Origin of the sequence: Bacillus cereus (assembly GCF_015071065.1) — a bacterium.
Lineage (GTDB): Bacteria > Bacillota > Bacilli > Bacillales > Bacillaceae_G > Bacillus_A > Bacillus_A cereus_BA.
Genome location: NZ_VOVA01000002.1, coordinates 471,435 through 485,184 on the forward strand (window position 1 = coordinate 471,435; position 13,750 = coordinate 485,184).

Sequence of the window (13,750 nt, forward strand, 5' to 3'; positions counted from 1 at the left end):
GTGATTTTTTGTGTGTGACATCTACGGAGGGTATGCGGGTATTAAAGAGAAATTGATGGAGAAATTACGCCATCCTTATTTTATAAACTATATTGAAGAACCATTTATTGATGAAGAAAAAATAGCGCTGTTATATGGCGCATTAAAAAGTGCAAATATACATAAAGAACAAATTGATCATTATGTAGTAACGATTATGCTTGTACAAATCGCTCTTGATACACATGAAAAAGTATCAAATAAAGCAAACGAAGAGACGAGTGGATTCCATAAGCGTCGTCAATTGACAGTTCTTGCAGGGGATTATTATAGTGGTCTATACTATTACTTATTGTCAATGAATTGTGATATTATCTTAATTCGTGCACTTGCTGAAGGAATTAAGGAGATTAATGAACATAAAATTATGCTATATCAAAAAGCACATGTGACGATTCAAGACATAATGGAAAGTGTAGTAATAATTGAATCTGCGCTTTTACAAAAAACATGTGATCATTTTCATTTATCTAATTGGAAACTATATATAACTTATGTGTTAGGGAAAAATCGTCTTCAAAAAGAGTGTCAATTGTATGCTGATAAACAAAATTCACCTGTTTTTCAAGCGGTCCAACAAATCTCATTGGATGACGATAAAAATCTAGAAACAGTTATTAATGAATGGCTTATGGAAATGAGAAAGCAGGAAGAAAATTTTTTAGAGAATCATACAGAAGTTAATGAGATAATTTCTATGTTAAGAGATAAATCAAGGACATAAGCAACTTTACATTGGAAGAAGGTACGAGCATGCAACAATCAAAAGAAGAAAGAGTACATGACGTATTTGAGAAAATTTCTGATAAATACGATGTGATGAATTCTGTAATTAGTTTTCAAAGGCATAAGGCATGGCGCAAAGAAACGATGCGAATTATGGATGTGAAGCCTGGGAGTAAGGCACTTGATGTATGCTGCGGGACGGCAGATTGGACAATTGCACTAGCGGGAGCTGTAGGTGAAGATGGGAAGGTTTACGGTTTAGACTTTAGCGAAAATATGCTAGCTGTCGGTAAACAAAAGGTAGAGGCTTTAGAATTAAAGCAAGTGGAACTTATGCATGGAAATGCAATGGAACTTCCTTATGAAGATAATACGTTTGATTATGTAACGATTGGTTTTGGGTTACGTAACGTTCCGGATTACATGCAAGTATTAAAAGAAATGACGCGTGTAGTAAAGCCTGGTGGAAAAGTAATTTGCCTGGAAACATCCCAACCAACGATGATAGGTTTTCGTCAAGGCTATGTCTTATACTTTAAATATATCATGCCGTTATTTGGAAAGATGTTTGCGAAAAGTTATAAAGAATATTCATGGCTTCAGGAATCTGCTAGTACATTCCCAGGGATGAAAGAGTTAGCAAATATGTTTGAAGAAGCTGGGCTTAAGAATGTGCAAGTGAAACCATTTACTTTTGGTGTAGCAGCTATGCATTTAGGTATTAAACCAGAATCAAAATAGAAAAAAGAAAAAAGACGTTTTAGGTTAAGGTGAACAATATGAAGTTACAACTTATGTACTCTTTTTTACGATCGGATATTAATGTTATAGAAAAAGAATTGAAGAAGACAGTTGCTTCTGAGCAGCCGTTAGTAGAAGAAGCGGCATTACAGCTTATTGAAGCAGGTGGGAAGCGGATTCGCCCTGTTTTTGTTTTGCTTGCAGGGAAATTTGGGGATTATAAGTTAGATGCAATTAAGCATGTTGCGGTTGCATTAGAACTTATTCATATGGCTTCGCTTGTTCACGATGATGTCATTGATGCTGCGTTTTTACGACGCGGTAGCGCAACAGTGAATGCGAAGTGGGGAGATCGTATTGCAATGTATACAGGAGACTACTTGTTTGCGAAGTCTCTTGAATGTATAACAAATATAGAAATTCCAGATGCACATCAAGCATTGTCTCATACAATTTTAGAAGTTTGTAAAGGTGAAATCGAACAAATTAAAGATAAGTATAACTATGATCAAAATTTAAGAACGTATTTACGAAGGATAAAACGAAAAACAGCATTGTTAATCGCCGCGAGTTGTCAGTTGGGAGCGATTGCTGCTGGTGCTAATCGTGATACTGTAAATCGTCTATTTTGGTATGGATATTTTGTTGGTATGTCTTATCAAATTATTGATGATATTTTAGATTTCGTATCGACAGAAGAGAAGCTTGGAAAGCCTGCTGGTGGTGATTTATTACAAGGTAACATTACATTACCTGTTTTGTATGCCATGGAAGACCCAGTCCTTCGTCAGAAAATTACATCTGTGCATGAAAATACAACAGCAAGTGAAATGAAAGAAATTATTGATGATATTAAAGCGAGCGAAGCTATTGATAAAGCATTTTCGTTTAGTGAACGTTATTTACATAAAGCATTAGAAATAATAAAACCACTCCCTCGTGGACAGGCGAAGTACGCGTTGCAAAATGTTGCAAAGTATATTGGGAAACGAAAATTTTAGTGATTTTTCTAAAAAATAAAATAATCTCTCTATTTCAAAACTATTGCACAATTGTGATAAGGGTGTTAATATGTGTGTGGGGATATACAATTACATACATAATTCAGAAGTGGAGAGATTTTTTATGGAAAAAACATTTCTAATGGTAAAACCAGACGGTGTACAACGTGCCTTCATTGGGGAAATCGTAGCTCGTTTTGAGAAAAAGGGCTTTCAATTAGTTGGTGCAAAATTAATGCAAGTTACGCCGGAAATTGCTGAACAACACTACGGTGAGCATAAAGAAAGACCTTTCTTTGGTGAATTAGTAGACTTTATTACATCTGGCCCTGTATTCGCAATGGTATGGCAAGGTGAAAATGTAGTAGATACAGCACGCAATATGATGGGTAAAACACGACCACATGAAGCTGATATGGGAACAATTCGCGGAGATTTCGGTGTAACTGTTGCGAAAAACATAATCCACGGTTCGGACTCTTTAGAAAGTGCAGAGCGCGAGATTGCTATTTTCTTTAAGGAAGAAGAATTAGTAGACTACTCAAAATTAATGAATCAATGGATTTACTAATTATTTTGAAATAATTTGTAAACGCTTTAATAACTGTGATAATAGTAAAAAGTGCAGGAAGAATAGGGGTATTCTTCTTGCACTTTTTTTTATTTCGATCAGTTACGAAGTTAGGACTGTTATGATATATTGGTATGTAAAGTAAAAGATCTATTGTTATGAAAATAATAAAATAATTACAAGTAGGGAAAGCAAACACTCGATTTACTATATATTTTCTTTGTATTTTAAAGAGTGATGGAAGATAATATAGCTACTTTATGTAGCTGGATAAATACATATGCGAAATGAGGAATAACGTATGCGATATATTACAGCTGGTGAATCCCACGGTCCGCAACTTACGACAATTTTAGAAGGTGTTCCGGCAGGATTATCTTTAGTAGCGAATGATATAAATGAAGAATTAGCTAGAAGACAAAAAGGATATGGACGCGGTAGACGCATGCAAATTGAGAAAGACCAAGTGCAAATTGTAAGTGGTGTTAGGCATGGGAAGACGATGGGGTCCCCGATTGCACTTATTGTTGAAAATCGTGATTTTACACATTGGACAAAGGTTATGGGTGCAGAGCCGTTAACTGAGCAGGAAGAGAAAGAAATGAAAAGGCAAGTTACGAAACCTAGACCTGGACACGCAGATTTAAATGGTGCGATTAAATATGGTCATAGAGATATGAGGAATGTATTAGAGCGTTCTTCCGCACGTGAAACGACAGTTCGTGTTGCAGCTGGTGCAGTTGCAAAAAAAATATTAGCGGAATTAGGTATACAAGTAGCGGGACATGTTGTCGAGATTGGTGGTATACAGGTAGAAAATATTAAATATAACTCTATTGCGGAATTACAAAGTACTACAGAAGCATCTCCTGTACGTTGTTTAGATAAAGAAGCAGGTAAAAAGATGATGCAAGCAATTGATGATGCGAAGGCAAATGGTGATTCTATTGGCGGTATTGTTGAAGTAGTTGTAGAAGGAATGCCAATCGGAGTAGGTAGCTATGTACATTATGATAGAAAATTAGATGCAAAATTAGCAGCGGCAATTATGAGTATTAACGCTTTTAAAGGTGTTGAAATTGGAATTGGTTTTGAAGCAGCACATAGACCTGGAAGTGAAGTGCATGATGAAATCCTTTGGGATGAAGTGCAAGGGTACAGAAGAAAAACGAACAATGCAGGTGGATTAGAAGGTGGCATGACAACTGGTATGCCGGTTGTTGTGCGCGGTGTTATGAAACCGATACCGACATTATATAAACCGCTTCAAAGTGTTGATATTGATACGAAAGAACCTTTTACAGCGAGTATTGAACGTTCAGATAGTTGTGCAGTACCGGCAGCTAGCGTTGTGGCTGAAGCTGTTGTGGCTTGGGAGCTCGCAACAGCTTTAATTGAACAATTCGGATTAGATCGTATCGATCTTATACGTGAAAATATTGAGAAACATAATGAATATGCGAGGGGATTTTAATGGAGAACATACATATTCAAACGAAATCAAAAGAATATGATGTACATGTTGGAAGGGAGGCGTTGTTACATTTAACAACGCTTATTCAAAAAATGGATCCTACGGTGTCTAACATAATGATCATTTCTGATGAAGCTGTTGCATCACTGCATTTACAGACAGTTGTTGATGCATTGCAAGTAGAGCGAAAAGTGTTTTCGTTTGTTGTACCGAGTGGCGAAAAAGAAAAGTCTTTTGAAAATTTCTATGAGGCTCACACTTCGGCTCTTGAAAATAAATTAGATAGAAATTCTTTAATCATCGCACTTGGAGGCGGAATGATTGGAGATTTGGCGGGATTTGTTGCCGCGTCGTTTATGCGTGGTATTCGCTTTGTCCAAGTTCCAACGACTTTATTAGCTCACGATAGCGCAGTAGGCGGGAAAGTAGCAATTAACCATCCACTAGGAAAAAATATGATTGGAGCGTTTCATCAGCCAGAAGCTGTTGTATATCATACGCCATTTTTACATTCACTTCCTGAAAAAGAGTGGCGATCAGGTTATGCAGAAGTGATAAAGCATGCTCTTATTGGTGATGTAGAGCTATATCATTGGTTAAAAGAAGAGGTGCAAACATTAACGGATCTTCGTGATGAAAAGTTAATTCATATATTAACGAAGGCGATTCCTGTGAAAGCGAATATTGTGTCGCAAGACGAAACAGAAAAAGGTGTACGTGCCCATTTGAATTTTGGGCATACGTTAGGACATGCTCTTGAAAAAGAGTTAGGATATGGAAATATCACTCACGGTGATGGAGTAGCGGTTGGCATGCTATTTGCCATGTTTTTAAGTGAGCAAGTGTACAAAATTGATCTTTCTTATGAAGAAATGAAGCAGTGGTTCTTGAAATACGGTTATCCAAAAATGCCAAGTGACTTGAATGTAGAACGTCTCGTTCAGTTGATGAAACAAGATAAAAAAGCAAATGCTGGAACAATTCATATGGTGCTTATGCAGGAATATGGGGGAGTGAATGTCGTATCTATTTCAGATGAGACTGTTCATATTGCGTTAGAAGCATTTCAAAAGGATATGGTCTAAAAAAGTTGTAGAACAGGTATGAAATGTATATTTAAAGGTATTCTCGTAATGGTGACGGTTATGATTAAAGATGATAGTAAGGAATTATAAATCATATCAATGACTGGGGGAAGAAAAGTGAGAGTAAAAGAGCAATTGTTAACTTTGAGAGCATATGTACCTGGGAAAAATATTGAGGAAGTAAAAAGAGAATATGGATTGTCAAAAATTGTGAAGTTAGCATCGAATGAAAATCCGTTTGGCTGCTCTGCGCGTGTGACAGAAGCATTAACTTCGTTAGCCAATCAACATGCACTCTACCCGGACGGGGCGGCTTTTGAGCTTCGTGAGAAAGTAGCAGAGCATTTAGGTGTAAAAGCAGAACAACTTTTATTTGGTAGTGGATTAGATGAAGTCATTCAAATGATTAGTCGCGCTTTGCTACATAACGGAACAAATGTTGTAATGGCGAATCCTACGTTCTCACAATATTATCACCATGCTGTTATTGAAAGCGCGGAAGTTCGGGAAGTACCACTAGAAAATGGTATTCACAATTTAGATGCAATGTTACAGCAAGTAGATGAGAAAACGAAGATTGTATGGATTTGTAATCCGAATAATCCGACAGGTACATATGTAGAAAAACAAAAATTACTTTCATTTTTAGAATCAGTTCCAAAGTCAGCGCTCGTTATTATGGACGAAGCATATTATGAATATGCTGGGGCAGAAGATTATCCGCAAACATTGCCTCTTCTTGAAAAGTACGAAAATCTTATGGTGCTACGCACATTCTCAAAAGCATATGGATTAGCTGCTTTTCGTATTGGATATGCGATTGGGGATGCAAAGCTTATTGGGCAGCTAGAGGTAGCGAGACTACCATTTAACACATCAACGATCGCCCAAGCGGTAGCATTAGCGGCAATAGAGGATCAACAGTTTTTACAAGAGTGTGTGAAGAAAAATGCCGAAGGATTAAATCAATATTATGCATTTTGTAAGGAATATAACGTATTCTACTATCCATCTCAAACGAATTTCATTTTCTTGAAACTCGGTATACCTGGTAATGAAGCTTTCGAACGATTAATGAAAAAAGGATATATCGTTCGTTCTGGTGCAGCATTTGGTATACATGATGGTATTCGTATTACTGTTGGATTAAAAGAAGAAAATGATGAGATTATTGAATTGCTTACGGAACTTGTAAAAGAACAAGTGAAGAAAGAAGAAACGTATTCTTAAGAAATGAAAAAGGCTCCTGTTACAGGAGCCTTTTTCATTTGCACTGCAATAAGGGGAGTTGTTTGCACGTTCAAGAAAGAAAACGTTACAATAGAAGTAGACGTATAAGAAGAATTATTGTACATATAACTTATTTAAAATGTGAGGAGGATACGGTTTGAAACTAGTAGGACGAAAAAATAGTTTGAATGGGAAAATTGTTGTTCCAGGAGATAAATCTATTTCGCATCGCTCTGTTATGTTTGGAGCGATAGCGGAAGGGACGACGAAAGTATCAAATTTTTTATTAGGAGAAGATTGTTTAAGTACAATTGCATGTTTTCAAAAACTAGGTATCCAGATTGAACAGAGTGGTAACGATGTCACGATTTACGGTAAAGGATTACATAATTTACAAGAACCGAAAGAAGTATTAGATGTGGGGAATTCAGGGACGACTATTCGTCTTATGCTTGGGATTTTAGCAAATACGCCGTTCCATAGTACGATAATTGGTGATGCATCAATTGGAAAACGTCCTATGAAACGTGTTACAGACCCGCTTAGGAAGATGAATGCTCAAATCGATGGTAGAGAAGATGGACAATACACCCCTTTATCTATTCGCGGCGGAGAAGTGAAAGGTATACATTATCATTCACCAGTAGCAAGTGCACAAGTGAAGTCAGCAGTTTTACTTGCGGGCTTGCAAGGGGAAGGTGTAACTACGGTAACAGAGCCTATGCAATCTCGTGATCATACGGAAAGAATGTTACGTGCATTCGGTTGTACCGTAGATGTTAATGGACGGACCGTTTCATTACAAGGTGGACAACAACTTAAAGGTGCAGACATAGAAGTTCCAGGAGATATTTCTTCGGCGGCATTTTTCTTAGTAGCTGGTGCAATTGTCCAAAATAGTAAGCTTGTATTGGAAAACGTTGGTTTAAATCCGACGAGAACAGGGATTTTAGATGTATTAACAAAGATGGGTGCACTTATTTCTATCGATCATATTAGAAATGAAGAGTTTGAACCGTGCGGGGATATTACGATTGAAACATCTAAACTAAAAGGAATAGAAATTGGTGGAACTCTTATTCCAAGATTAATTGATGAAATTCCTGTAATTGCTTTATTGGCAACGCAGGCAGAAGGAATTACTGTTATTAAAAACGCTGAGGAGTTAAAAGTAAAAGAAACAAATCGTATCGATACGGTTGTAGATGAATTAGGCAAATTAGGTGCGAAGATTGAAGCTACACCAGATGGTATGATTATATATGGTAAACAAAGTTTAAAAGGAAATACTGTTAATAGTCACGGCGATCATCGTATTGGAATGATGCTTGCAATCGCATCGTGTATTATAGATGGAGAAGTGAAAATAGAGAATAGTGATGCGGTCGCTGTATCGTATCCGGAATTTTTTGAACAATTAGCTGCGCTATAAGAGAAAGTATAGGAAGAGGCAGTTTACTCAAAAGGTTGCGTTCTTACACCTAGTTGCTTATGATAAATGAACAGAAGAGAATATTTTTTGAATTAAAGGAGACGTTTATGCAAAAGTTTGAACAAGCTGTTTCTTATATTGAAAACGGTGAAGCAGAAAAAGGATTACAATTATTAAAAGAACAACTACGAGTTGCTAATGATGAAGAGAAGTATGATATCGCTCGTTACTATCATACACTTGGGTTTATGGACGAGGCGTTAGCAATTATTGATGATTTACGCTTGCTATATCCAGAAGAAAGTGAATTTACGGTATTTTTAGCAGAATTATATATTGATCTAGATAAAGAAGATGAAGCGATTGAAGTGCTTCATGATATTCCAGAAAACGATGATTTATATGTTCAATCGCTATTACTTGTTGCGGATTTATTCCAAATGCAAGGTTTTGATGATGTAGCAGAACAAAAACTATTAAAGGCGAAAGAAATGATGCCAGACGAATCTGTTATTACGTTTGGGTTAGCAGAATTATATAGTAGTAAAGGTGAAGAGCAAAAGGCGATCACTTATTATGAATCGTTACTAGCAGAACATAAAGTTATGGGTGGTGTCGTCATTGCGCTTCGTCTAGCAGAAACTTTAAGTGCTATTGGAAACTGGGAAGAGGCAATCTCTTACTATGAAGCGGGGTTAGAAGAGCAAAAAGATATTCATTCACTATTTGGATATGCCTTCACATTATACCAAGGGGAAGAATATCAAAGAGCAATTGGTGCTTGGCAAGAATTAAAAGAATTAGATCCTGAGTATGCATCGTTATACATGTATTTAGCGAAAAGCTATGAAAAAGAAGGCATGCTTCAAGAAAGCTATGAAACACTTCAAGAAGGAATTAAGGTAGATGAGCTTTCTGTTCCTTTCTATGTAGAATTAGCGAATATTGCAGCGAAATTAGGTAAAATAGCGGAGGCAGAAGAAGTGCTGCAAAAAGCGCTGGAGCTAGATCCGGGACATTTAGGTGCGACATTAAAATATGCGTATATCTTAAAAGAACAAGAGAAATACGAAGAGCTAATTGCAGTTATAGAGCGTACAATTGACAGTGGGGAACCAGATACACAACTACTTTGGGATCTTGCATTTGCAAAAAAACAATTAGAAATGTATTCGGATGCATTAAAACACTATGAAAGTGCATATACTTCTTTTAAGAATCATCCAGATTTCTTGGAAGAGTACGGTTATTTCTTATTAGAAGAAGGAATGCGAAAAGAGGCGAAAGAAGTATTTACGCAGTTAATACAACTAGACCCGACACAAATTCATATTGAAGAATTGTTATATAATTTAGAGGATTTTTCATAAGTTGGAAGGAAACTGAATGCCGCTTCTTGAATCTAAAAAGAAAAGAGAAAGACAGAGGAGGGACTTAATCGCTATGAATACCCCTGTTTCTGTAAACGAGAAGAAGGATTTTGTAAAATGGTTTTTGAATAATTACCAACTGAAACAGCGTGAATGTGTATGGATTTTGAATTATTTAATGAGTCACGATCAATTAATGCATAAAGTCCACTTCGTAGAGCATGCAAAATATTGTCCGCGTGGCTTAGTAATGTCAGCAAATTGCGTGAAGGACACACCGTTTCACTTTTTTAAACAAAATGTTATGACAACAGATGCTGAAAAATCGTTTCATGATATTCGTTTGAATCGAGATGAGGATATTTATATTCAGCTTAATTTTAAATCTTCGTTCCAAAATGCAAATTATGTAGCTGTATTAGAAGACAATCCATATTTACCAAAGCATATTGAAGTAAATGAAAAGGATCGTTTACTTGCAGAACGATTTTTAGAAGAAAGTGTATTCTCATTTAGAAGAGAACGTCTTTTGAAACAAATTGATGAAGCGCTGGATAAGCAAGATAAGGAAGCATTTCATAAGTTAACAGCGGAGTTAAAAACTTTATAGAATTTATTTTAATTATTTATTTTTTACAAATTTCAGATTTTTTAAGAAAAACTACTTATTATTAGGTAGTTTTTCTTTTTTTACCTCTTTTAGTATGGTTTAATATATATAAAGTGAAAGTTCTGTTATTTAAAGTGAAGGAGGGAGAAAGGATGAAATGGATTGTAAAAGATGTGGAACAGTTTGAGCAAGCAAGGGAATATGTAGATACAGGGATTATACCCCTTTTGTCAATTTCGGCAGCAAAAGAAATGAAAATGGTTGTAGAGCAAGGTGAATTTATTGAGGCTTTGAGTATGGAGTTGGAAAGGGAGTATAAAGGAAGAGTGCTTTTACTGCCCGCATTTACGTATTTGGTAGAGAGCCAAAAGAATGAAAAAGACCGTTTGCAAGAATGGACAGATCATTTGCAAAGGCAAGGTTTTAAGCATATTGCCTATGTGACAAGTGATTTTTCATGGAAAGAAGATATGCAAGAGTTGCAGGGTGATTTATTTTGGTTTCCGTCGTTATCATTAGAACAATTTAGTGACCAAGCAAAAAGGGAAGTTATTCGTGCTCACATAAAAAATATTATGGAAATGTTGGAAGAAGGATGGATAAAACAATAATAAACAGAAAGTTCTTATTATTATGAGTAGTATGATATTGACCTATACAAGAGGGTATTATATCATGATAGTGTCCTAGTTTTTATTTTTTATATAATTTTTTCACGAGGGGACAATTTCTGATAGAGGGGGGAAATTTTCGTGAGCGAGAAAGAACATCGTGTGTCAAGAAGACAGTTTTTAAATTACACACTTACAGGGGTAGGAGGCTTTATGGCGGCGGGTATTTTAATGCCGATGACGCGGTTTGCGCTTGATCCGGTGTTAAGAAAAGAAGCGGGAACAGATATGGTTGCTGTTGGACAAGTAAAGGATATTACAACAGAGCCGAAGCGCTTCGATTTTAAGGTGAAGCAGGTTGACGGATGGTACAAGTCTGAAGAGCCAAAATCTGCTTGGGTGCATAAAGATGAAAGCGGAGACATTGTTGCGTTTTCTCCAGTGTGTAAACATTTAGGTTGCACAGTGAACTGGAATTCGGACAAAGCACATCCTAATCAATTCTTTTGCCCGTGTCACGGGGGACGTTACACAAAAGATGGGATGAACATTAAAGGCACACCGCCTCTTGCTCCGCTTGACGTATACGAATCCAAAGTGAAAGATGGAACGCTGTATTTAGGAAAAGCGAAGCCAAGAGGGGGTGCAAAGTAGATGTTAAATAAAATTTATGATTGGGTAGACGAACGTTTAGATATTACACCGATATGGCGTGATATCGCTGATCATGAAGTACCTGAGCATGTTAACCCGGCACATCACTTTTCTGCATTCGTCTATTGCTTTGGAGGACTTACCTTTTTCGTTACTGTAATTCAAATTTTGTCCGGAATGTTTTTGACGATGTATTATGTGCCGGATATTAAAAATGCTTGGGAGTCGGTTTATTATTTACAAAATGAAGTAGCTTACGGGCAAATTGTTCGTGGTATGCACCACTGGGGTGCCAGTCTCGTAATTGTAATGATGTTTTTACATACACTCAGAGTTTTCTTCCAAGGTGCGTATAAAAAGCCTCGTGAGTTAAACTGGATTGTTGGTGTTCTTATTTTCTTTGTTATGTTAGGTCTTGGTTTTACCGGATATTTATTACCGTGGGATATGAAAGCGTTATTTGCTACGAAAGTAGGGATTCAAATCGCAGAGCAAACGCCGCTCATTGGTCCTTATATTAAAACATTACTTGCTGGCCATTCTGAAATTGTTGGCGCTCAAACATTAACTCGCTTCTTTGCTATTCACGTCTTCTTCTTACCAGCAGCACTTCTAGGTTTAATGGCCTTCCACTTCATCATGATTCGCAAACAAGGTATTTCCGGTCCGCTATAAGAGATTGCTAAATTAAAGGGGAAAGAACAAAAGGAGGGAGATTATGCATCGCGGCAAAGGGATGAAGTTTGTAGGAGATTCTCGGGTACCAGTAGCCCGGAAACCAAATATTCCAAAAGATTATTCTGAATATCCAGGGAAAACAGAAGCGTTTTGGCCGAATTTCTTGTTAAAAGAATGGATGGTTGGTGCAGTTTTTTTAGTCGGTTATTTATGTTTAACAGTGGCGCATCCGTCACCGCTTGAGAGAATGGCGGATCCTACAGATGCAGGATATATACCACTTCCAGATTGGTATTTCTTATTCTTGTATCAGTTATTAAAGTATTCATATGCTTCAGGCTCATTTACTGTAATTGGTGCGTTTATTATGCCGGGGATTGCGTTTGGAGCGTTACTATTAGCTCCGTTTCTAGATCGAGGCCCAGAAAGAGCGCCATTGAAGCGTCCTGTAGCAACTGGGTTTATGCTTTTAGCAATTGCATCGATTATTTTTTTAACTTGGGAATCTGTAGCACACCACGACTGGGAAGCTGCAAAAAAACAAGGTGCAATTGTAAAAACAGCACCAGTTGATAAAAATGATGACGGCTACAAGTTAATGCAAAAAAATACTTGTTTAACATGTCATGGTGATAATTTACAAGGCGGGGCGGCAGCACCAGCTTTGCAAAACTTAACTTTAAAACCTGAAGAAATCGCTAAAATTGCGAAAGAGGGAAAAGGTTCAATGCCGAAAGGTGTATTTAAAGGTACAGATGAAGAACTGAAAAAGCTCTCGGAATTCGTTGCAAAGTATAATAAAAAATAATAGAAAAGCTGACTACAAAATCTGTAGTCAGCTTTTTATTTTGATGACGGAAAGTTTGCTATATAATAGAGTAGAGTTCGATGAAAGAATTACTTTGTTTGAAAGGTGTTGGACATACAGCTTGGTTTACTTGTATGCAATGTTAAGGCAACGTTCGGTACTATTATTTTTATTGGTTGTTAACATATTAGGTACAATCTACGGATTCATATGGTATGGAAATCAATTAAAAGAAACCTCACCTATATTTTGGCCGTTTGTACCAGATAGCCCTATGGCGACTCTCTTTTTTGTCTTTGTTTTAATTGCTTTTTTGATGAAGAAGAACTGGGGGTTAATAGAAGCGTTAGCGATAGTTACTTTAATAAAATATGGTGTTTGGGCTGTTGTTGTAAATGCAATTACGATTTATGTAAAAGGTCCTATTGGCCTTATGGGATATATGTTAATGTTATCTCATTTTGCGATGGCAGTGCAGGGAATGTTATATGCTCCGTTTTATCGGATAAAAAAATGGCACTTCACTGTAGCTGGCATATGGACATTACATAATGATGCAATTGATTATTTATTTTGGCAAATGCCGAGATACGGGATTATGCATTTGTTTGTAGAGAAAATTGGTTATTTTACGTTTTGGTTAAGTATTGCTGTACTGTGTATTACATATTATTATTGCTTACGTGAGAACCGAAAACAGTTTTCTTTATGATGGTGAGG

15 protein-coding genes are annotated in these 13,750 nt (G+C 36.7%); all 15 read left to right on the forward strand.

The annotated features are described in order from the left end of the window. The first annotated feature begins 10 nt into the window (after positions 1 to 10). The 15 genes from FT637_RS08445 to FT637_RS08515 all read left to right on the forward strand — a co-directional run bounded on the left by FT637_RS08445 (position 11) and on the right by FT637_RS08515 (position 13,742). Positions 11 to 763: a heptaprenyl diphosphate synthase component 1 gene (locus tag FT637_RS08445; RefSeq protein WP_193645890.1), complete on the forward strand. Its 753-nt coding sequence runs from the start codon at positions 11 to 13 to the stop codon at positions 761 to 763. A 29-nt stretch (positions 764 to 792) separates the two neighbouring features. Then, complete coding sequence (menG, locus tag FT637_RS08450) at positions 793 to 1,506, forward strand: 2-heptaprenyl-1,4-naphthoquinone methyltransferase (RefSeq protein WP_002158591.1); 714 nt, start codon at positions 793 to 795, stop codon at positions 1,504 to 1,506. Between the two features lie 38 nt (positions 1,507 to 1,544). Beyond that, a complete protein-coding gene (gene hepT, locus FT637_RS08455) occupies positions 1,545 to 2,507 on the forward strand; it encodes a heptaprenyl diphosphate synthase component II (RefSeq protein ID WP_002011823.1) in 963 nt (320 codons plus the stop codon). A 124-nt stretch (positions 2,508 to 2,631) separates the two neighbouring features. Beyond that, positions 2,632 to 3,078, forward strand: a complete 447-nt coding sequence (gene ndk, locus FT637_RS08460; protein ID WP_002064527.1) for a nucleoside-diphosphate kinase — start codon at positions 2,632 to 2,634, stop codon at positions 3,076 to 3,078. A 301-nt stretch (positions 3,079 to 3,379) separates the two neighbouring features. Further along, complete coding sequence (gene aroC / locus FT637_RS08465) at positions 3,380 to 4,552, forward strand: chorismate synthase (protein WP_193645891.1); 1,173 nt, start codon at positions 3,380 to 3,382, stop codon at positions 4,550 to 4,552. Beyond that, complete coding sequence (aroB, locus tag FT637_RS08470; protein WP_193645892.1) at positions 4,552 to 5,637, forward strand: 3-dehydroquinate synthase; 1,086 nt, start codon at positions 4,552 to 4,554, stop codon at positions 5,635 to 5,637. Before aroC ends, aroB begins: the two co-directional genes overlap by 1 nt. Before the next feature lie 117 nt (positions 5,638 to 5,754). Then, positions 5,755 to 6,867: a histidinol-phosphate transaminase gene (gene hisC, locus FT637_RS08475; RefSeq protein WP_193645893.1), complete on the forward strand. Its 1,113-nt coding sequence runs from the start codon at positions 5,755 to 5,757 to the stop codon at positions 6,865 to 6,867. 157 nt (positions 6,868 to 7,024) lie between these two features. Beyond that, positions 7,025 to 8,299: a 3-phosphoshikimate 1-carboxyvinyltransferase gene (gene aroA, locus FT637_RS08480; protein WP_193645894.1), complete on the forward strand. Its 1,275-nt coding sequence runs from the start codon at positions 7,025 to 7,027 to the stop codon at positions 8,297 to 8,299. Between the two features lie 107 nt (positions 8,300 to 8,406). Continuing rightward, complete coding sequence (locus FT637_RS08485; protein WP_193645895.1) at positions 8,407 to 9,669, forward strand: tetratricopeptide repeat protein; 1,263 nt, start codon at positions 8,407 to 8,409, stop codon at positions 9,667 to 9,669. Positions 9,670 to 9,742: 73 nt separating this feature from the next. Continuing rightward, entirely contained in the window at positions 9,743 to 10,279 is a 537-nt protein-coding gene (locus tag FT637_RS08490) for a ReoY family proteolytic degradation factor (RefSeq protein ID WP_193645896.1), read from the forward strand. A 152-nt stretch (positions 10,280 to 10,431) separates the two neighbouring features. Beyond that, positions 10,432 to 10,890: a YpiF family protein gene (locus FT637_RS08495; protein ID WP_193645897.1), complete on the forward strand. Its 459-nt coding sequence runs from the start codon at positions 10,432 to 10,434 to the stop codon at positions 10,888 to 10,890. Positions 10,891 to 11,031: 141 nt separating this feature from the next. Further along, positions 11,032 to 11,544: a menaquinol-cytochrome c reductase iron-sulfur subunit gene (qcrA, locus tag FT637_RS08500; protein ID WP_085310093.1), complete on the forward strand. Its 513-nt coding sequence runs from the start codon at positions 11,032 to 11,034 to the stop codon at positions 11,542 to 11,544. Further along, on the forward strand, positions 11,545 to 12,219 hold the full coding sequence (gene qcrB / locus FT637_RS08505; RefSeq protein WP_000932700.1) for a menaquinol-cytochrome c reductase cytochrome b subunit: 675 nt from the start codon (positions 11,545 to 11,547) through the stop codon (positions 12,217 to 12,219). A gap of 43 nt (positions 12,220 to 12,262) precedes the next feature. After that, positions 12,263 to 13,030 (forward strand): menaquinol-cytochrome c reductase cytochrome b/c subunit, encoded by a 768-nt coding sequence (gene qcrC, locus FT637_RS08510; RefSeq protein ID WP_193645898.1) that lies wholly within the window; start codon positions 12,263 to 12,265, stop codon positions 13,028 to 13,030. 121 nt (positions 13,031 to 13,151) lie between these two features. After that, on the forward strand, positions 13,152 to 13,742 hold the full coding sequence (locus FT637_RS08515; RefSeq protein WP_193645899.1) for a DUF1405 domain-containing protein: 591 nt from the start codon (positions 13,152 to 13,154) through the stop codon (positions 13,740 to 13,742). Positions 13,743 to 13,750: the final 8 nt, after the last annotated feature.